This window comes from Flagellimonas flava, assembly GCF_900129665.1.
GTDB classification, from domain to species: Bacteria; Bacteroidota; Bacteroidia; order Flavobacteriales; family Flavobacteriaceae; genus Flagellimonas; species Flagellimonas flava.
Map to the genome: position 1 here is coordinate 159,794 of NZ_FQWL01000004.1, position 18,714 is coordinate 178,507.

Consider the following 18,714-nt stretch of genomic DNA (forward strand, 5'->3'; position numbering starts at 1 on the left):
AATTATGGAGAAATTGGAGAAACATATTAAGGACAAGCTGGAATCTAGGCAGATTTCACCCTCCCCCAGAGCTTGGGAAAAAATAGCTGCCCAAACGGTTCAAGCACCAACCAAAAGAGGCAACCGAAAGTTGGTATATTTCATCGCAGCCGGATTTATTGGTCTTCTGCTGACCTCTATCTTCTTTTTTAGAAAGGATGCACCTGTTCAAGAAACTCAAATAGCGGAGCAGGATACCCAAATTGATAGTGGTAGTGCACCGAAAAATGATGTGGTTGTCCTGGGAACGGAAGAACAGCAGGTAGAGGTAGTTTCTGATAGTGGGGAAGAGCATGTTGGCAGCGTTGGCAACAACCCTGAAATACCACAAATGGAGTCCATTATACTGGTAGAGAATGACGAGGCCCCCCAAACACCGATACAGGATAGTTTTTTAGAAGAGAACAATTCGCTTATAACAGAAAAAATCAATGAGGTGGTTGCTCAGGTGAGACTTTTGGAATCCGTTAATACTGAGGTGAGCGATGCCGAAGTGGATTCCCTGCTTAGAGCTGCCCAACGGGATATTCTTTCGGAACAATTGTTCACTCCGGAAGGTGGAGTGGACGCCATGGCCTTGCTCACGGAAGTTGAAGATGAGCTGGACGAATCGTTCCGAGATCAAATTTTTGATGCACTCAAGGACGGTTACTTTAAACTTCGTACCGCAGTGGCCGATCGTAACAATTAAACTTTATTCATCAATCAAAATACCTTTTTAGTTTTCCTCTCCCAGCTTGGTTTGGGAGGGGAGGTTAAGAGGGGAATCAAAAATCAATCATGACAAAAATCGCACTTTACATTACTGCATTTCTAATTCTATTTCTTTCGCACCAGATGGCGGGGCAAGAACGCTACGAGAGAAAAATAGACGACCTTAAGACCAAGAAGGAGAAAATCACCGAGCAAGAAAAGGAGGCTCTAAAACAAGAGGTGAAGGATATCAACCGGCGAATGGAGCGTGGCGAGCTTAGTGCAGATGAGGCCAAACTTCTAAAGGCCGAAGTTGCAAAAAAGAGAGCTTTGAATATTGAGAACAGAGTGGCCATTATTGACAATCAGATTTCACTGCTGCAACGTAACAATGGCGAAATCTTAGTAGTGGCCGATGAAGATCAAGATTATGAGGACGATGAAGGTTTTTCCATCCGAATTGATGGGGAGCCCATATTTTTTTCGAATTCTAGAAAATGGAGGCAAGACATAAAATATGACCGACGGACCTATTCGGACCCTGTTTTTGCCATAGGACTTAACAATGCCATTATCGAAGGGCAGTCTTTGGACGATTCTCCATACAAAATTGGAGGTAGCCGTTTTTTTGAAATGGGATGGCAATGGCGGACCAGGGTATTCAAAAATTCCAATTGGCTACGGTTCAATTATGGGTTTTCTTTTCAATTCAATGGGTTAAAACCTGATGACAACCAAATCTTTGTCCAGAATGGGGACCAAACCACCTTGGAGGAATTTGAGTTCAATTTGGACAAATCTAAACTTCGTATGGATAATCTGGTGTTCCCAATACATTTTGAGTTTGGTCCTTCACGGTTTAGGGAGACTGAAAAAAGCATTCGTTACTCTATTCAAAACCAGTTTAGATTCGGTGTCGGTGGATACGGGGGACTTAACCTGGGAACTCGGCAGAAACTAAAATACTCCAGGGATGGAGAAAATGTAAAGGACAAATTTAAGCGTGACTACAACACCAGCGACCTCATTTATGGACTAAGCGCTTATGCAGGTTTTGATGAGATTCTATTGTATGTAAAATATGACTTAAACCCCATTTTCAAAGATGCGGAGGTTGAGCAACGTAACATTTCTTTGGGCCTACGGTTCGATTTATAACCAACTGTCAATTCGAGCGCAGCCGAGAATTCCATCTTTCGGATTGCGCTCTTTTCTATCTGTTTATAGCCCTTTCCATTTCAGGGGTGAATTCCTCCTTATAGAAACCACGTTTGCAATGGGAACATTCTGCAAAACTGTTGGTTCCTATTTTAAATAGGGGAAGCCAGAACAAATGAAAATAATTGGCTTGGGAAACTGAGGTCAAGGTTTCGTGCTGCCCGCAATGTGGACAGCTTACCCCGATTAGTTTTTTACTTTCTTTTTTGCCGGATCGTGTTCCAAAAAAAAGAATCATTTACTTTTTTTGGCAAGTTACACTTTTTGAAAAGCATTTATCATGTCTGGGGAAAGGGAGAGGTTGATTTTTCCCGAGATCTATTCGGTTGCCAGTTTCGGATTTGGTCCAAATTGATTTACTCCTGCTTCACTGTCTTTAACCAGCAACAGAAGCAACCAAATACCTCCAATTGCCGGAATCAACCCGACAAAAATCCAAGTCCATTTTTTTCCAATGTCATGAAGTCTACGGATGGTAACGGCAAGATTGGGCAGTATCATCCCCAATATATATAGCCCATAGACGGGGCCTATTGGCATTTCTCCAGAGAGCCCAATGATGTTGTCCAATACCATAGCGGCTGTACCAAAAATCATATTGAAAAGAATAAACATCCAAAACTCTTTTCTTCTTGCGCGTCCTTTGAAATCCGCATACTGTTTTAAAACTTTTAAATACCACTTCATACTTTGTTTTTAGTTGGTTTTCCTACTCATATGGCTTTTCGGTTCCGCCCCGTTTGGAAAATGGTTTCTGGACTCCATTTGCTCGTTTAAAGTAGGATTCACAGAATATTTTCCCTTACGGCGTTTGATGGATGCCCCTTTTCAATTGATGAATGGTACTTTTCAATAAAAATTTTGTTTTTTAGCTACCTTTAGAGGCTATTTAATCCCACAGTTTGATTTCGAAGAACACCATAGATCAAGTTTATGAAACCGCCCGCTTGGAGGAGGTAATCGGGGATTTTGTGCAGCTCAAGAAATCTGGCTCCAATTTTAAGGGATTAAGTCCTTTTACCGATGAGCGCACCCCAAGTTTTATGGTATCTCCCGTGAAGCAGATTTGGAAGGACTTTAGTAGTGGAAAAGGGGGTAATGTTGTGGCATTTTTAATGGAACATGAGCATTTTACCTATCCCGAAGCCATAAAGTACCTGGCCAAAAAGTACAATATAGAGGTCGAAGAGACCGAGCAGACCAATGAACAAAAGGAACAGGCCAATGAAAGGGAGAGTATGTATTTGGTATCTGAATATGCACAAAAATACTTCTCCGATACTTTATGGGAGTCACAGCCTGGAAAGGCAATAGGTCTTTCGTATTTTAAAGAACGTGGTTTCACGGATGATACGATTAAAAAGTTTGGTTTGGGATATAGCTTGGATGAATGGGAGGCTTTCACCAAATCTGCCTTGGATCAAGGCTACCAGTTGGAGTTTTTGGAAAAGACCGGTCTAACCATCGTTAAGGAACAAACTGGTGGCGAGTCTAGAAAGTTTGATCGCTTCAAAGGACGGGTCATGTTCCCCATTCATTCGATGAGTGGCAGGGTTTTGGGTTTCGGGGGACGTATTTTGACCAATGATAAAAAGGCCGCAAAGTACCTGAATTCTCCAGAAAGTGAGATTTACCATAAGAGCAAGGTGCTCTATGGGATATATTTTGCCAAACAGGCAATAGCCAAAGAAGACAATTGTTTTTTGGTGGAAGGATACACCGATGTTATCCAGATGTATCAAAGAGGGGTGGAAAATGTAGTGTCCTCCAGCGGAACCGCGTTGACACCGGAACAGATTAGGCTTATCAACAGACTGACCAAGAACATCACGGTACTTTTTGATGGGGATGCCGCCGGACTTAGAGCCTCACTTAGAGGGATAGATCTTATTCTGGAGCAGGGAATGGATGTTAAGGTCTGTACCTTCCCAGAAGGTGAAGATCCCGATAGTTTTGCCAAAAACAACACCTATGAGGATTTGGTGCTTTATCTTGAGGAAAACGCCAAGGATTTCATTCAATTTAAAACTTCCCTTTTAGCTGAGGAAGCTGCGAATGATCCCATTAAACGTGCGGATACTATCCGCGATATTGTACATAGCATCAGCAAGATTCCTGACCGAATTAAAAAGGAAGTCTACATTCAAGAATGTGCCAAAATCATGCAGATTTCCGAAGAAGTACTTTACAATACTCTGGCCCAAATTGATAAGAAAGGCGCAGCGGATACATTCAAAAAGCAAAATCAGGAGCAAAAGGCTTTTGAAGTTGTAAAAAGCGACCCCGTAACCGAAAAGGTGGATGTGCAGTTTGAGTTGGAACGGAAGGTTATAGAAATGTTGCTGCTCTATGGTGATCAGAAACAGGAATTTGAAGACTTGGTGCTGAAGGAAAACGACGAAGGCGACTTGGTTTTGGAACCGGAAACCGTGGAGGCCAAGGTTTATGAAAAGGTGTTCTTAGATCTTCAGGAAGATGAGATTGAACTCGCAAACGTTAACTTCAGGGCCATTTATTACAAACTCATTGAAGAGCTCAATGCCAAAGAAGAATTCACGGTAAACAGTTTCCTGTCGGAACTTGACCAGGAAATTGTTGGCGAAGTGTCTTCCATTTTAATGGAGGAAGAACGCTATACGTTGCACGATTGGGAACGGAAAGATATTTACCCGAAGGCTAAGGGGCAGGGGGTAGCGCAATTGGTAGGTGAGACAATACTCACGCTTCGCTGTAACCTGATAAAAACAAGAATCAAGAAACTGCAGTTGGATACCGAGGGGAAGAATGGGGATAATTCCGAAATATTGGAAGAAATTGTGAACTACTTGCAGTTGAATAAACTGTTGAATGCCAAATTGAACAGGGTACTTTCGTAAAAAAACAAAATCCCAGACCATGGTCCGGGATATTAAGTGTTATATCAACTGTCCTCTAGTAGAGTTCCAGTGCCTTAGCTTGTTGCAGCAAATCTACCAAGTTGTCCACATTCAATTTTTTCATTAAACGGGCTTTGTAGGTACTTACAGTCTTTTCGTTCAAATTTAGACCTTCGGCAACTTCTTTGTTTCTTTTTCCACTGGCCAAAAGTTTTAGTACTTCAACCTCGCGAGAAGATAGTTTTCTGAAGAATCTTCTAGGTTTCTGGGTGCCTTCATCAAAGGCAAGACGCTGGGCAAGCTCATTAGTGATGAACATATTACCCTGGCTGACCTTTTTAACAGCGGTCATAATATAGTCCAAATCAGCTGTTTTGGAAAGATAACCGAATGCTCCAGCCCGAATGGTGCTAAGCGCATACACATCTTCAGATTGTCCACTGTACATAAGGGTTTTTACAGCGGGAAAATCTTGCTTAAGTTTTCTTAAGGTGGCAATTCCGTTAATTTCAGGAATATCCATTTCAAGCATTACTACGTCGGGGGAAACTTCCTCTAAAGTTTCAAATAGTTCTGACGTTGTTGAAACATCGGCGATGACCTCGATTTCCTGACTGGAGTCAAGAACCTGTTTAATGCCGAGTCGAACTATGGGATGGTTGTCAGCTATTAATACTTTAATCATTTGGTTTGAGTTTTACTTTGTTTAGTACTTAATTACTTACGCGGCGTGGCGGGCAAGTTAACAATTTGAGAACGTAAAACTGTAATTTTTTTCTTAAAACCATAGAATTTCTGGGGTTTTTTTCGTCTTAAGCTGGGTTTTTTGGGTCAAATGGTCATTTTAGCTGCTCAGGGATTTCACAAATAGGTATAGGAATCATCTTATGTTTGTTGGAAGTATTAAATCGTTTATAGATGGTAAATACTTCTTTTTTTCTGTCAGAAAAATCATCTGGTGTCTTGCCCTGCGCATCCATTTCCATGGCCCATTCCAATTCTGGGTAAGATGCTCCGATCTGATCCTCATCCGTACGATGGTCTCCCCATAGGCCATCTGTAGGGGCTGCCTCCATAATATCTTGGTTCACTCCCAATGTATCTCCAAGTGCATAAACTTCAGTTTTGAGCAAATCGGCGATGGGGCTGAGATCAACCCCACCATCACCATATTTGGTGTAAAACCCAATACCAAAATCCTCTACCTTATTTCCGGTACCGGCTACGAGATAGCCTTTAAGGGCTGCAAAGTAGTATAAGGTGGCCATACGAAGTCGTGCCCTGGTGTTGGCTAATGACATAAACCTATCCTCCTCATTTTCGACCTTGGGCAACGCCTCCACCAAACTATCGAATACAGGTGTGAGGTCCACTGGTTGCCTACCAACATTGGGAAAATTATCCATAAGCCAGTCAATATGTCTGTCCGCCCTGGTCACCTGATTTTTACCTTGATGTATGGGCATTTCAAGACATAATAGATCCAGACCTGTTTTTGCACATAGGGTGGAGGTGACGGCCGAATCTATTCCTCCCGAGACTCCAATTACAAAACCCTTACACTTCGCCTTTACAGCATAGTCCCTTAACCAGTCCACAATATGTGTTATTACCTTTTCAGTCTGCATACCTAACTTTTTAGATTCAATAAATTACCTTTGTCCCCTGTAAATTTAAATGCTGTTGTGCTAAAATTAAAGGCCTTGACTAAATACTTTGGATTGCGCACCATTTGTCGTTCAATTTTGATCATCTTACTCTTTTTGTGCAGTTGTAAGGAGGAAAATGCAACGGAGGAAAAAATTTCCCAGCTAGCCTTGGATCTTACAGTGGAAAGATTTGACCGTGAATTTGCCAATGCTACTCCCGACGACCTGGGTGGTCTTAAGTCGAAATACCCATATTTGTTTCCCGAACAATTTGCAGACAGCATCTGGGTGGCCAAACTTACCGATACGATTCAACTTGAGCTATCGAAAGAAGTTGATAAGACTTTTGGGGATTTTAAGGTTGAGATTGATGAATTGACAGACCTTTTCAAACATATTAAGTTCTATTTTCCCAAGGAAAACACACCTAAGGTTGTGACGGTTACTTCGGATGTGCGGTATAACGATAGGGTCATTTTTGCCGACTCGCTTTTAATTTTGGGCTTGGATAACTATTTGGGTAAAGACCACCATTTTTATCAGGGTATTCAGCGCTACATTGCCCAAGGACTCGACAAAAAGTTTCTTGCTTCGGATGTGGCCAGTGCTTTTACGAAAAAAGTGATTCTGTTTCCACGAAACAGAACTTTTCTATCTAGGATGGTGCACTATGGCAAGGAACTTTATCTTAAAGATAAATTGCTTCCAGACGCTTCTGATGCACAAAAGATGGGATATTCCCAAGAAGAGATGGATTGGGCAATAGCCAATGAGGAACAAATCTGGCGTTATTTCGTGGAGCAGGAACTCTTGTATAGCACAGATGCAAAATTGGATAGACGGTTTTTGGATCCCGCGCCATTCTCTAAATTTCAATTGGAATTGGATAGCGAATCCCCGGGAAGATTGGGCAGGTACATGGGCTGGCAGATTGTGCGGGCCTATGGGAAAAGGAACGAGGAAGACTTACAACAACTGTTGACATTGTCCGCTGACGAAATTTTTAAAAAATCAAATTACAAACCAAGAAAATAGATGGCTGTAGCACATACTTCGGAAATAAAATTGACTGTAGGACTGGATGAAAATAGAGTACCGGAAGAACTCTCCTGGTCTGCCGAGGACGGAGGGATAAACAATGAAGAGGCCAAGGCCATGATGCTTTCTGTTTGGGACAGTAAGAATCAAGAATCCTTGAAAATTGATTTGTGGACCAAGGATATGCCCGTGGACGAAATGAAGGTGTTTTTTCATCAGACCTTAGTCACTATGTCCGATACATTCATGAAAGCCACACAGGATGAAAAAATGACTGCAACCATGCGGGACTTTTGTGATTATTTCGCGGAAAAATTAGAATTGAAGAAATAGTTGGCTACGATACAGGTTGATCCAATCTATTGAATTGGTCTCTATCCGCACCCCTGAGTTTTAGACCCCTTTCTATCTTGTCCTTTGTGGGTCTTAGCAAATACAGGTATAAAATCAATACCGCCGCTATATACAGATAGGTAAGGTTTTCGGTGATAAAAAAAACCACGACGCCTAAAAAGGCAGGTCCCTCTATAAGCGCATATCTAAGGATGGAAGCGATTTGAAAGCGGGCCAGTTTGCCCTGCAGCCCACTTTCCTTGGAGCTCGATCTTAAGATTTGGTTGAATAGTAAATTGCCCATGAAAATTCCTGATAGGGCCAAAATGGGGACTACAATCAAAAAAATTTGCTCCGAATCGGAATAGTCCAGGATAGCGTCTTTGGCTTGGGAGTATGCCACAAACCCAAACAAGATTGGGCCGGTCATCAGGGCCAGGTGGATTATGGTTAGGGTTTTAATGAATTTATTTGGGGTGGTTGGTGACGGCATACTTATAGCAGATTTTGATAGTAAATATAAGTGACGTACAAACAAAGCGCATGAACCATTTGGTCAAACCCCAAAACAGGATAAAAAATCCTTGGGTTTCCCTGATGCCTGGCGGCCATCTTGCTTGTGAAAAAATCGGTGACCCAATGCAGGGCACCATTGATCAATATATATTGCGTAACCAACATCAAAGGAAAAACAAACAAGGAAAAGGCCCCAATGGTTAGGCTGTATACCAATACATGTATGGAGAGCCACTTTAGGCTAAAACTCTTTTCCGTAGCCATTTTGGAGGACTGCAAAAGAAAATCGCCCACCCAATGCGCAACCAATAGGACTGCAAAAATCATGGGTTTAAGATAGCATTTAGTGCTTGCAATACCTAATGGTGAGTAATGGGAATCTGTAAGGTACTTTTTCAATTCTGACTATATAACATAGAAAAAGTAGCAGTAACTTGTTGTTTGAAAACGTAGAGATAATGAACCCGTCAAAGCTGATATTTGTGTATAATGCCAATTCTGGCGCAAGAAATGCCATATTGGACAGCATGCATAAGGTGTTCAGTCCATCTACTTATGAGTGTAGTTTGTGCGATATCACTTTTGGAGTGGTTTCCGAAAACAAGACCTGGAAAAAGTTCCGCCAAGAAAGTGAAGTCCAAATGGATTTTTTGCACAAAGACGAATTTCAAAAGGAATACGCCAGTAAGTTTGGACATAAATTTACCTTTCCCATTGTTTTGATGGAGGGAGAAAGGGGTTTGGAAGTTCTTATTTCATCAGATGAATTGAACCAGCTTCAAGGGCCAGAAGAACTAATACAATTGGTTCGGGAACGAACAATATAATCTTGGATGCCGCCTAGGATCGGGATACCTGATGGTTAATTTCCTCAATGTATCCTAGTAATTCTTTACGCCCCATATGTTTGGAGGATGAGGTGATAAAATAGGGTGGTGTTTCTTCCCAGACCCCTTCCAGTAATTTTTTTAGATAAGCATCCACATGATTTTGGATCGCTCCGGGTTTGAGTTTATCGGCTTTGGTGAAAATGATGGCGAAGGGAATCCCATGGCTTCCCAACCATTCCATAAACTCCAAATCTACAGGCTGGGGCTCATGTCTGATGTCCACCAGGACAAAGGCACTCACCAGTTGCTTTCTTTTCAGAAAGTATTCAGTGATGTATTTCTGAAATGTCTTTTTGTCTTTTTTGGACACCCTGGCATACCCATAGCCCGGTAAATCCACCAAAAACCAATTTTTATTGATCTTAAAATGATTAATAAGTTGCGTCTTTCCAGGCCTTCCTGAGGTTTTGGCAAGGTTTTTTTGATCCATGAGCATATTGATCAAGGAGGACTTACCTACATTGGAACGACCAATAAACGCATATTCTGGCAGCGGCTCGTTTGGACATTTAGCCACATTGGAGTTGCTCATTACAAATTCAGCAGAAGTAATTTTCATTTGGTGCTATGAAGTACTAAGGGCAAAGATACAAGACTGCTTAGAATCCCCTCTTGGTTAGCCAGGCCTCAAGGATAACGTTGAACTCATCTGGGTGTTCCATCATGGGAGCGTGACCACACTTTTCAATCCAGAACAAATCGGAATCCGGTAAAAGTTCGTGGAATTCCTTGGCCACATTGGGTGGGGTAACGGAGTCGTTTTCACCCCAAATAATACAGGTAGGGGTGTTCATGTGCGGCAGGTCCTTGGACATATTGTGTCTGATGGCACTTTTTGCAATGGCAAGGGTCTTTACCAATTTCATGCGATCGTTCACCGTGGCGAAAACCTCGTCCACAATTTCTTTGGTGGCCACCGCAGGGTCATAAAATACATCTTGGGCCTTCTTTTTAATGAACTCGTAGTCTCCCCGTTTTGGGTAGCCATCACCCATGGCACTTTCATAAAGTCCCGAGCTTCCGGTAATGACAAGGGCCTTAACCATTTCAGGAAACATTTTGGTGTGCAGTAGGCCGATATGACCGCCTAGGGAATTTCCTAAAAGTATCACATCCTCCAACCCTTTGAACTCAATAAACTCCTCCAGGAATTTGGCAAAGTTCTTAACAGTGGTTTTGAGCATGGGCATATCATAGATGGGCAGTTCGGGAATCAATACCTGATACCCTTTGGGAGGAAAGTATTCGGATACCCCTTGGAAGTTGCTCAGTCCGCCCATTAAGCCATGTAAAATGATCATTGGGGTTCCCTCGCCTATTTCAATATATCTGAATTTGCCTTCCTTAATGATTTGGTCTTCCATCTACAATAAGTTGGTACTTGGTAGGCAAATATAGACAATTAAGACCACACCGATTTCACTTTACAACCGCCTCCAAAATGTTGCCTTCCTGTCCTTCTCTAAAACTGTAAATGGCCCTATTTGGGATTATGAAATGATTTTAGGGGGAAAACATCGCATTTTATCTAAAAAGTGGGGAATTTATTAACAAATGTGTTTTTAAGTGGAGAAATGTGGAAATAAAATCTATATATTTGAGTTATAGTTAATAACCAATTGATTTCTAGTGACCCATATCATAGGACAACACGATTGTAAAGCTGATACCAAGGGGAGGGTGATTTTGCCCATCTCTCTGAAGAATCAGTTGTTGCCTGTACTCAAAGATGGGTTTGTCATCAAGAGGTCTGTTTTTCAGCAATGTTTGGAACTTTATCCTAAGCATGAGTTTGATGCCTTGATGCAGAAAGTACTCAAGAAAAGTAAGATCAATCGCAAGTACGATGCATTCGTTAGGAACTTCGTTGCCGGGATGAAGGAGGTCACCATAGATGGGGATACTGGGCGGTTGCAGATTCCAAAAAATTTGGTGGAACATGCAGGAATAGGGAAAGAAGTGGTGCTCAACGCTGTTTTTGACAAGATAGAGATCTGGAACAAGGAAATGTACGAGAAGGTCTTGGCGGAAGGTGAGAAGGATTACGCAGATTTGGCGGAAGAGATTTTTGCCGATGATGAGTAGTCAATACCATGATCCGGTGCTGCTGCAGGAGTCGGTGGACGGATTGGATATAAAAAAAGATGGAGTGTATGTGGATGTCACTTTTGGTGGTGGAGGGCATTCCAAAGAGATATTGAAAAGGTTGGGTGACTCGGGCAAGTTGTTTGCCTTTGATCAAGATGAGGATGCATTGACCAATGCTATAGATGATCAAAGATTTCAATTAATCAATCAAAATTTTCAGTTTCTCCGACAATTTTTAAAGTTCTATGGCATTCGGAAAGTTGATGGAATCTTGGCGGACTTCGGGGTTTCTTCCCATCAGTTTGATGAAGCGGGACGTGGTTTTTCCATTCGTTTTGATGCGGATTTGGACATGCGGATGAACAGAAACAGCGAATTGTCCGCTTTTGAAGTGGTCAATTCATATTCCCAGGAAGATTTAGCGAAGGTTTTGTTCCAATATGGTGAGCTGCGCAATGCAAATGCCATTGCCAAAACGATAATTGGTGCACGCGTTGCATCGCAAATCAAAACTACGGAACAATTGAAAGCGGTGTTGAAGCCCTACTTGCCAAAAATGAAAGAGAACAAGATTTTGGCGCAAATCTATCAGGCCATTCGTATCGAGGTGAACCAAGAGATAGAGGTGCTAAAAGCTTTTTTATTGCAAGTGCCGGAAATTTTGAAAGCCACTGGAAGATTGAGTTTGATAAGCTACCATTCACTTGAGGATCGCTTGGTAAAACGATTTATAAGGGATGGCAAGTTTGAAGGTGAGGCTGAGAAAGATTTTTATGGGAACATTAATGTCCCTCTAAAAAAAGTAGGAGGGTTGATTGTTCCATCAGCAGATGAGATAGCCAGAAACAATAGAGCGCGAAGTGCAAAGCTCCGAATAGCGGAACGAATTTAAATAGAGCCTCTTTCTAGGGCCTAACCAGAACACGAGATGAAAAAAGGATTACTGGATATTTTAAAAGGAAAGTTTTTAGTGAGCGGTGACGCCCCTAAAAATTGGATGTTTCTGCTATTTGCTTCTTTTCTCGCGGCAATGATGATTTCCAGTAGTCACAATGCTGATAAAAAAGTACATGAAATTGCGGCCCTTAGTGAGGAAGTAAGAAAGCTAAAAAGCGAATTTTTTCACAATAGATCAACTGTCCAGCAGATGAAACTTGAATCCTCCTTGAGGGAATCAGTAGCTGTCGAAGGTTTGGTAACGTCCAAGAATCCACCCCAAAAAATCAAAGTAAAGTCCGATAGGTAATGGCGATAACGGAAAAAAATATCATGAATAGACTATACCTGGTTGCCGGGTGTCTTTTGGTGTTTGCAATTGCCGTTGTAATGCGTTTGGTGGATATACAGATGATCAAGGGAGAGGATTACAAGGAGTTGGCCCTGAGCAAGACAGAAAAAATGTTCACCATAGAGCCCAATCGGGGGAATCTGTATTCTGATGATGGCAGTTTATTGGCGGCCAGTGTGCCCAAATATGAAATTCGCTTTGACGCCAAGACCGTTTCGGAGCAAAATTTTCAGGATAACGTCGCGGCGCTCTCGGATTCCTTGGGAAAAATGTTTGGGAAACCCTCCACCTATTACAGACAACTGTTTAGAAAGGCCAGGGCCAATGGGAATCGATATAAACTGGTGGCCAGGAACGTAGGGTATTTGGATTATGTAAAAATTAAACAATTTCCGCTATTTGAATTAGGGCCCTACAAAGGTGGTTTTATCGAAACCCATCGCGTGGTTCGTGAATACCCATTGGGTAAAATGGCCGCCCGAAGCATCGGTTATGAACGTGTTGATGAGAATGGGTACTACACCCGGGTAGGTCTTGATGGTGCTTTTGGAGAACGCTACCTCCGGGGTAAGGAAGGCAAACGTCTAAAGCAAAAAATTGCCAAAGGACAATGGAAACCAGTTGGACTGGACAATATTGTAGAACCCCAGGATGGGTTGGACGTAGTTTCGACCATCGACATCAATATTCAGGATATAGCCCACCATGAACTCCTGGCCCAATTGGAAAAATACAATGCCGATCACGGTTGTGTAGTGGTAATGGAGACGGCGACTGGGGAAATCAAAGCAATTTCGAATTTGGGTCGTACTTCGGAAGGAAAATATTACGAAAAACTGAACTACGCGGTTGGGGAATCACATGAACCGGGCTCCACCTTTAAGTTGATGTCCTTGGTGGCCGCTCTGGAAGATAAGGTTGTTGATACCAGTACGGTAATCGATACCGAAAAAGGGAGATACCGAATTTATGATCGTGTTGTCAAAGATTCCAAATGGGGTGGCTATGGAGAAATTTCGGTTTCTGAAGCCTTTGCTGTGTCATCCAACACCGCCTTTGCCAAGATAATCCATGAAAATTATAAGGAGACACCTGGAAAATTTGTGAATCGCTTGATGAATATGGGATTGCACAAAAAACTCGGCCTGCCCATTATTGGAGAGGGTAATCCTGTTCTAAGATATCCCGGGGACGAGGGTTGGTCCGGAATCTCATTGGGATGGATGTCCTATGGGTATGAGGTATCCCTTACCCCTATGCAGACCTTGGCCTTTTACAATGCCATTGCAAATGACGGTGAATTTGTAAAGCCAAGATTGATCAAAGCTGTTAAAGAGGGCAATAGAATTCACAAAAGATTCGACAAGGAAGTGGCCAATGCCTCCATTTGCTCTCGGGAAACGGTTCAAAAGGTTCAAAAGCTAATGAAAGAAGTAGTGGAGAAGGACTACGGAACCGGACATGGATTGTATTCAAAGAGTTTCTCCATGGCTGGAAAAACAGGAACCACGCAAAAAAATTATGTGGCCAAAGACCCAGATAAAATGGCCTATATCTCCTCTTTTGCAGGTTATTTTCCTGCGGATAACCCAAAGTACTCCTGTATTGTGGTCATTCATGAACCGGACAAGAGTGTAGGATACTACGGTGCCGATGTATCAGGGCCGGTCTTTAAATCAATGGCGCAAAAAATTTATGCCACCTCGCCCATTGTGGACGAAGTAAAGAGTGAGGTGGCCAATAATGGAATTTTGGATCAGGAATATCAAGAATATTATACAAAGGTACAGCAAGAGCATGCCAAGGTTCCCAACGTAAAGGGAATGTGTGGTATGGATGCTGTTTCCCTTCTCGAAAACATGGGGTTGAGTGTTGAGGTTCGAGGGAATGGAAAGGTTCAAAAACAATCCGTAAACCAAGGAACCGATATCAATCAAGTGAAAAAAATAGTGTTGGAGCTTTCATGAAGTTATTGAAGGATATATTGTTTGGAGTAAGCCTATCTGCAGTTAGCGGGGATACCAACGTGATGGTCAACCATATTCATTTCGATTCGAGAAATGTTGGAATGGATGATGTGTTTGTAGCCGTACGTGGCACCTTGACAGATGGGCATAAGTTCATACAAAAAGCTGTGGAATCAGGAGCTAAAGCTATAGTCTGTGAGGAGCTGCCGGAAATATTGGTCAATGGCGTAACCTATTTGAAGGTGCCGGATTGCAATAGTGCTTTGGCGGTGATTGGAGCCAATTTTTATGACAATCCCTCCAAAAACCTCAAACTTGTAGGTATAACGGGTACCAATGGTAAAACTACTGTAAGCACATTATTGTATAGTCTGTTTAAAAAAGCTGGGTACAAAGTGGGATTGATCTCGACCATCAAGGTGATGGTGGACGATCAAGAATACACCACAAGCCATACCACCCCGGATGTGCTCACCATTAACAAGCACCTGTGGGAAATGAGCGAAGAGGGTGTGGAATTTTGCTTTATGGAGGTAAGCTCGCACGGAATACACCAAAAAAGGTCTGAAGGCCTACATTTTGCGGGAGCGATTTTCACCAACCTTTCCCATGATCATTTAGATTACCATAAAACGTTTGCCGAATATCGGGATACCAAGAAAAAACTATTTGATGGCTTGCCGAAAACGGCCTTCGCGCTGAGCAATATGGATGACAAGAATGGTTTGGTGATGCTACAAAATACCAAGGCAAGAAAGCATACCTACGCATTAAAAACCTATGCCGACTATAGAGCTCAGATTTTGGAAAAACAATTCAATGGGCAACTGTTAAAAATTGACGACAACGAACTGTGGTCTAAGCTTATTGGAGATTTTAATGCCTACAATCTATTGGCAATCTATGCCGCAGCTGACCTTTTAGGTCTTGAAAAAATGGAAACATTGAAACTTATCAGCGAGTTGGAAAACGTGGATGGTAGGTTTCAATATTTTATATCGAAGGAGAAGATTACAGCTATTGTTGATTATGCCCATACACCGGATGCATTAAAAAATGTGTTGGTTACCATCAACGCATTGAGGACTGGAAATGAAAACGTCATCACCGTAGTGGGGTGTGGTGGTGATCGTGACAAGTCGAAGCGTCCGGTTATGGGTCATATCGCCTCAGAAATGAGCAATCAAGCAATTTTTACATCTGACAATCCAAGGACAGAATCACCCCAATCCATTATTGAGGAGATGGAGGCTGGTGTGGAGCCACAAAACACCAGAAAAGTGCTGTCCATTGAAAATAGAAAGCAAGCCATTAAGGCCGCTTGCAAGTTGGCTTTGGCGAACGATATCATCCTAGTTGCTGGAAAGGGTCATGAAACCTATCAGGAAACCAATGGTAAACGAGTGGATTTTGATGATTTTAAAGAAGTAAAAGAGGCACTTGAAGGCCTCGGCAAATAATATTGAATGGAAACGATGATTCGGGAAATAAGAAGCAAGATTCAAGACTTAAGATTATGTCGTTGCTTTCACCTCTTCGGTCTATCGTCTAATATCTAGTGAATGCTGTACTATCTGTTTGAATATTTGGAAAAGCAATACCAACTGCCGGGAGCGGGGCTTTTTGGGTTTCTGACCTTCCGGGCAGCTATGGCTGTGCTACTTTCCTTGTTGATTGCCATGGTGTATGGTAAGCGTATTATTTTATTCCTACAGAAAAAACAAATCGGAGAAAGCATACGCGATTTGGGATTGGAGGGACAGCAACAAAAGGCAGGAACACCCACCATGGGAGGGCTAATCATTATTATGTCCACCCTCTTGCCCGTACTGCTTTTTGCCGATATCAAAAATATTTATGTAATCCTATTGATTGTTACCACGGTCTGGATGGGTGTCATCGGATTTATTGATGACTATATTAAAATCTTTAAAAAAGATAAAAAGGGACTAAAAGGACGGTTCAAGATCATGGGCCAAGTGGGCCTAGGACTTATTGTAGGGTCCATTATGTATTTCCATCCTGAGGTGACCATCAAGGAGAAGGATTCCACCCGAATTACGGAGAACTTAAGGGTAGAGGAGGTCTTTGGGCAGGAAATGAAGGCGGTACGCACAAACGTGCCCTTTTTCAAGAACAATGAACTGGATTATGCAGACTGGATTTCTTGGGCAGGTGAAGGAATGAAGGAATATGCGTGGCTGATTTTTATTCCCGTTGTGATTTTGATAGTTACAGCTGTTTCCAATGGCGCCAATTTAACGGATGGTATAGATGGACTTGCGGCCGGCTCCTCTGCGATTATTGTAATTACCCTTGGGATTTTTGCTTGGGTTTCCGGTAACATTGAATTTTCGAACTACTTGGACATTTTCTACTTGCCAAGAGTAGGTGAGTTGGTGGTTTTTATCGCAGCTTTTGTTGGGGCCTTGGTTGGTTTTCTATGGTACAATGCCTATCCCGCACAGGTTTTTATGGGTGATACGGGTAGTTTAACCATTGGGGGTGTAATTGCTGTGATAGCAATTATCGTGCGAAAAGAACTTTTGATTCCAGTGCTATGTGGAATTTTCTTTGCCGAATCACTTTCAGTGATGTTGCAAGTGGGCTATTTCAAGCACACCAAAAGGAAATATGGTGAGGGAAAACGAATTTTCTTGATGGCTCCATTGCACCACCATTATCAAAAGAAACTATACCACGAAAGTAAAATAGTTACCCGATTTTGGATTATAGGAATACTGTTGGCAATTGTGACCATAGTGACCTTAAAAATCAGGTAGATGGCCCGGTTAGTGATTCTTGGCGGGGGTGAAAGTGGAGTCGGAACGGCAATATTGGGCAAAAAACAAGGATTTGAAGTTTTTGTCTCTGACAAGGGGGAAATAAAGGAAAATTATAAAAACGTTCTTGAACATTTTGAAATTGAATGGGAGTCGGGAGGTCATACGGAATCTAAGATTCTAAATGCCAATGTGGTAATGAAGAGCCCAGGGATACCGGATAAGGTGGCATTGGTCGCCAAGCTGGTAGAGTTGGGAATTCCGGTGATATCTGAGATAGAGTTTGCCACAAAGTATACGGATGCCACCTTGATTGGGATTACTGGTAGCAACGGAAAAACCACCACCACTATGCTTACCCACCATGTGTTGAAGGAAGGAAGACTTCACGTGGGCATGGCAGGAAATATTGGTGATAGCTATGCTAAAATGGTGGCCGAACATGATTTTGGGCATTATGTCTTGGAAATAAGCAGTTTTCAACTTGATGGCATTGTGGATTTCAAACCGCACATTGCTGTTATTACCAATATTACTCCGGATCATTTGGACCGATATGAATACAAATTTGAAAATTATATCGCTTCAAAATTCAGAATAGCCATGAACCAGGATCAGAACGATTATCTGATTTATGATGCGGATGACCCAATAATCCAAAACTGGCTGAAAACACACCCCGTTCAATCCAAATTGTTGCCCTTTTCATTAAAAGAAGAGCAAAAACAAGGAGCATGGCTCCAGAATAATAATATAAAACTGAATATAGAACATAAAACCTTGGAAATGAGTACAGATATTTTGGCCTTAGAGGGTCAGCACAATGTAAAGAACACCATGGCCGCCAGTTTGGCGGCAATGTTGGTCAATGTGAGAAAGGAAGCCATCCGAGAGAGTATCCAGTCTTTCCAAGGAGTTCCACATCGCTTGGAAAAAGTCTTGAAAATCAATCATGTTGAATACATAAATGATTCAAAGGCTACCAATGTAAATGCCACCTACTACGCCTTGGACGGAATTAAAAAACCTATTGTTTGGATTGTTGGTGGAGTGGACAAGGGAAATGATTATTCCGAGCTAATGCCTTTGGTGAGGGAAAAAGTGAAAGCCGTGATTTGTCTAGGCATGGATAATACCAAGTTGAAAGAATCCTTTGGGAATGTGATTGATCTAATGGTGGAGACCTATTCCATGGAAGAAGCGGTAAAAGTGGCCTATAAAATTTCTGAGCGCGGGGATTCAGTCCTATTATCACCTGCTTGCGCCAGTTTCGATTTGTTTGAAAACTATGAGGATAGGGGAAATCAATTTAAAACTGCTGTAAAGAACTTGTAAG

At 42.1% G+C, this 18,714-nt stretch carries 21 protein-coding genes; 13 read left to right on the forward strand and 8 right to left on the reverse strand.

Annotated elements, in window-relative coordinates:
- The first annotated feature begins 4 nt into the window (after window positions 1-4).
- Window positions 5-730 (forward strand): hypothetical protein, encoded by a 726-nt coding sequence (locus BUC10_RS13185; protein WP_073180429.1) that lies wholly within the window; start codon window positions 5-7, stop codon window positions 728-730.
- Window positions 731-819: 89 nt separating this feature from the next.
- Window positions 820-1,890 (forward strand): hypothetical protein, encoded by a 1,071-nt coding sequence (locus tag BUC10_RS13190; protein WP_073180431.1) that lies wholly within the window; start codon window positions 820-822, stop codon window positions 1,888-1,890.
- A gap of 55 nt (window positions 1,891-1,945) precedes the next feature.
- On the opposite strand, the gene BUC10_RS13195 is transcribed toward BUC10_RS13190, so the two are convergent.
- Together BUC10_RS13195 and BUC10_RS13200 are read right to left on the reverse strand one after the other, a co-directional pair.
- Entirely contained in the window at window positions 1,946-2,188 is a 243-nt protein-coding gene (locus BUC10_RS13195) for a zinc-ribbon domain-containing protein (RefSeq protein ID WP_073180433.1), read from the reverse strand.
- An 80-nt stretch (window positions 2,189-2,268) separates the two neighbouring features.
- Window positions 2,269-2,637, reverse strand: a complete 369-nt coding sequence (locus tag BUC10_RS13200) for a DUF805 domain-containing protein (RefSeq protein ID WP_073180435.1) — start codon at window positions 2,635-2,637, stop codon at window positions 2,269-2,271.
- 215 nt (window positions 2,638-2,852) lie between these two features.
- Here BUC10_RS13200 and dnaG point away from each other — a divergent pair, with 215 nt between their 5' ends.
- On the forward strand, window positions 2,853-4,826 hold the full coding sequence (gene dnaG / locus BUC10_RS13205) for a DNA primase (protein ID WP_073180437.1): 1,974 nt from the start codon (window positions 2,853-2,855) through the stop codon (window positions 4,824-4,826).
- Between the two features lie 55 nt (window positions 4,827-4,881).
- Here the strand turns inward: dnaG and BUC10_RS13210 are convergent, their stop codons facing one another.
- Both BUC10_RS13210 and nadE read right to left on the reverse strand, forming a co-directional pair.
- Window positions 4,882-5,511, reverse strand: coding sequence for a response regulator (locus BUC10_RS13210; protein WP_073180440.1), 630 nt, complete (start codon window positions 5,509-5,511; stop codon window positions 4,882-4,884).
- A gap of 154 nt (window positions 5,512-5,665) precedes the next feature.
- Window positions 5,666-6,454: an NAD(+) synthase gene (nadE, locus tag BUC10_RS13215; RefSeq protein ID WP_073180442.1), complete on the reverse strand. Its 789-nt coding sequence runs from the start codon at window positions 6,452-6,454 to the stop codon at window positions 5,666-5,668.
- 93 nt (window positions 6,455-6,547) lie between these two features.
- On the opposite strand from nadE, the gene gldB reads away from it, so the two are divergent.
- Both gldB and gldC read left to right on the forward strand, forming a co-directional pair.
- A complete protein-coding gene (gene gldB, locus BUC10_RS13220; RefSeq protein WP_073180668.1) occupies window positions 6,548-7,510 on the forward strand; it encodes a gliding motility lipoprotein GldB in 963 nt (320 codons plus the stop codon).
- Entirely contained in the window at window positions 7,511-7,846 is a 336-nt protein-coding gene (gene gldC / locus BUC10_RS13225) for a gliding motility protein GldC (RefSeq protein WP_073180444.1), read from the forward strand.
- Between the two features lie 4 nt (window positions 7,847-7,850).
- Here the strand turns inward: gldC and BUC10_RS13230 are convergent, their stop codons facing one another.
- Both BUC10_RS13230 and BUC10_RS13235 read right to left on the reverse strand, forming a co-directional pair.
- The gene (locus BUC10_RS13230; RefSeq protein ID WP_073180446.1) at window positions 7,851-8,339 is read right to left on the reverse strand and encodes a hypothetical protein; all 489 of its coding nucleotides are present in this window, start codon (window positions 8,337-8,339) and stop codon (window positions 7,851-7,853) included.
- 2 nt (window positions 8,340-8,341) lie between these two features.
- Window positions 8,342-8,689 carry a DUF3307 domain-containing protein gene (locus tag BUC10_RS13235; RefSeq protein WP_073180448.1) on the reverse strand — a complete coding sequence of 116 codons (348 nt, stop codon included), beginning with the start codon at window positions 8,687-8,689 and terminating at the stop codon, window positions 8,342-8,344.
- A 131-nt stretch (window positions 8,690-8,820) separates the two neighbouring features.
- On the opposite strand from BUC10_RS13235, the gene BUC10_RS13240 reads away from it, so the two are divergent.
- On the forward strand, window positions 8,821-9,189 hold the full coding sequence (locus BUC10_RS13240) for a GTPase (RefSeq protein ID WP_073180450.1): 369 nt from the start codon (window positions 8,821-8,823) through the stop codon (window positions 9,187-9,189).
- Window positions 9,190-9,202: 13 nt separating this feature from the next.
- Here BUC10_RS13240 and yihA read toward each other — a convergent pair whose 3' ends face one another.
- On the reverse strand, window positions 9,203-9,811 hold the full coding sequence (yihA, locus tag BUC10_RS13245; RefSeq protein WP_073180452.1) for a ribosome biogenesis GTP-binding protein YihA/YsxC: 609 nt from the start codon (window positions 9,809-9,811) through the stop codon (window positions 9,203-9,205).
- Between the two features lie 40 nt (window positions 9,812-9,851).
- Complete coding sequence (locus BUC10_RS13250; RefSeq protein WP_073180454.1) at window positions 9,852-10,616, reverse strand: alpha/beta fold hydrolase; 765 nt, start codon at window positions 10,614-10,616, stop codon at window positions 9,852-9,854.
- Window positions 10,617-10,881: 265 nt separating this feature from the next.
- On the opposite strand from BUC10_RS13250, the gene mraZ reads away from it, so the two are divergent.
- The 7 genes from mraZ (at window position 10,882) to murD (ending at window position 18,713) form a co-directional block, all read left to right on the forward strand.
- Window positions 10,882-11,337 (forward strand): division/cell wall cluster transcriptional repressor MraZ, encoded by a 456-nt coding sequence (gene mraZ / locus BUC10_RS13255; RefSeq protein WP_073180456.1) that lies wholly within the window; start codon window positions 10,882-10,884, stop codon window positions 11,335-11,337.
- Entirely contained in the window at window positions 11,330-12,232 is a 903-nt protein-coding gene (gene rsmH, locus BUC10_RS13260; RefSeq protein WP_073180458.1) for a 16S rRNA (cytosine(1402)-N(4))-methyltransferase RsmH, read from the forward strand. Before mraZ ends, rsmH begins: the two co-directional genes overlap by 8 nt.
- Window positions 12,233-12,268: 36 nt before the next feature.
- The gene (locus tag BUC10_RS13265; protein WP_073180460.1) at window positions 12,269-12,586 is read left to right on the forward strand and encodes an FtsL-like putative cell division protein; all 318 of its coding nucleotides are present in this window, start codon (window positions 12,269-12,271) and stop codon (window positions 12,584-12,586) included.
- On the forward strand, window positions 12,586-14,595 hold the full coding sequence (locus BUC10_RS13270; protein WP_073180463.1) for a penicillin-binding protein: 2,010 nt from the start codon (window positions 12,586-12,588) through the stop codon (window positions 14,593-14,595). The genes BUC10_RS13265 and BUC10_RS13270 overlap by 1 nt, the downstream gene beginning before the upstream one ends.
- Window positions 14,592-16,055, forward strand: coding sequence for a UDP-N-acetylmuramoyl-L-alanyl-D-glutamate--2,6-diaminopimelate ligase (locus BUC10_RS13275; protein ID WP_073180465.1), 1,464 nt, complete (start codon window positions 14,592-14,594; stop codon window positions 16,053-16,055). Before BUC10_RS13270 ends, BUC10_RS13275 begins: the two co-directional genes overlap by 4 nt.
- Window positions 16,056-16,157: 102 nt before the next feature.
- On the forward strand, window positions 16,158-17,378 hold the full coding sequence (gene mraY / locus BUC10_RS13280; RefSeq protein ID WP_073180467.1) for a phospho-N-acetylmuramoyl-pentapeptide-transferase: 1,221 nt from the start codon (window positions 16,158-16,160) through the stop codon (window positions 17,376-17,378).
- The gene (gene murD, locus BUC10_RS13285) at window positions 17,379-18,713 is read left to right on the forward strand and encodes a UDP-N-acetylmuramoyl-L-alanine--D-glutamate ligase (RefSeq protein ID WP_073180469.1); all 1,335 of its coding nucleotides are present in this window, start codon (window positions 17,379-17,381) and stop codon (window positions 18,711-18,713) included.
- The last annotated feature ends 1 nt before the right edge of the window (window position 18,714 follow it).

Bases quoted from the DNA above. Each gene is read 5' to 3' on its own strand.
- BUC10_RS13250 (WP_073180454.1), bottom strand. From the start codon at position 10,616: ATGGAAGACCAAATCATTAAGGAAGGCAAATTCAGATATATTGAAATA.
- BUC10_RS13265 (WP_073180460.1), top strand. From the start codon at position 12,269: ATGAAAAAAGGATTACTGGATATTTTAAAAGGAAAGTTTTTAGTGAGC.
- BUC10_RS13195 (WP_073180433.1), bottom strand. From the start codon at position 2,188: ATGATTCTTTTTTTTGGAACACGATCCGGCAAAAAAGAAAGTAAAAAA.
- BUC10_RS13190 (WP_073180431.1), top strand. From the start codon at position 820: ATGACAAAAATCGCACTTTACATTACTGCATTTCTAATTCTATTTCTT.
- rsmH (WP_073180458.1), top strand. From the start codon at position 11,330: ATGAGTAGTCAATACCATGATCCGGTGCTGCTGCAGGAGTCGGTGGAC.
- yihA (WP_073180452.1), bottom strand. From the start codon at position 9,811: ATGAAAATTACTTCTGCTGAATTTGTAATGAGCAACTCCAATGTGGCT.
- murD (WP_073180469.1), top strand. From the start codon at position 17,379: ATGGCCCGGTTAGTGATTCTTGGCGGGGGTGAAAGTGGAGTCGGAACG.
- nadE (WP_073180442.1), bottom strand. From the start codon at position 6,454: ATGCAGACTGAAAAGGTAATAACACATATTGTGGACTGGTTAAGGGAC.
- BUC10_RS13185 (WP_073180429.1), top strand. From the start codon at position 5: ATGGAGAAATTGGAGAAACATATTAAGGACAAGCTGGAATCTAGGCAG.
- BUC10_RS13270 (WP_073180463.1), top strand. From the start codon at position 12,586: ATGGCGATAACGGAAAAAAATATCATGAATAGACTATACCTGGTTGCC.
- gldC (WP_073180444.1), top strand. From the start codon at position 7,511: ATGGCTGTAGCACATACTTCGGAAATAAAATTGACTGTAGGACTGGAT.
- mraY (WP_073180467.1), top strand. From the start codon at position 16,158: ATGCTGTACTATCTGTTTGAATATTTGGAAAAGCAATACCAACTGCCG.
- BUC10_RS13200 (WP_073180435.1), bottom strand. From the start codon at position 2,637: ATGAAGTGGTATTTAAAAGTTTTAAAACAGTATGCGGATTTCAAAGGA.
- BUC10_RS13275 (WP_073180465.1), top strand. From the start codon at position 14,592: ATGAAGTTATTGAAGGATATATTGTTTGGAGTAAGCCTATCTGCAGTT.
- BUC10_RS13235 (WP_073180448.1), bottom strand. From the start codon at position 8,689: ATGATTTTTGCAGTCCTATTGGTTGCGCATTGGGTGGGCGATTTTCTT.
- BUC10_RS13240 (WP_073180450.1), top strand. From the start codon at position 8,821: ATGAACCCGTCAAAGCTGATATTTGTGTATAATGCCAATTCTGGCGCA.
- BUC10_RS13230 (WP_073180446.1), bottom strand. From the start codon at position 8,339: ATGCCGTCACCAACCACCCCAAATAAATTCATTAAAACCCTAACCATA.
- BUC10_RS13210 (WP_073180440.1), bottom strand. From the start codon at position 5,511: ATGATTAAAGTATTAATAGCTGACAACCATCCCATAGTTCGACTCGGC.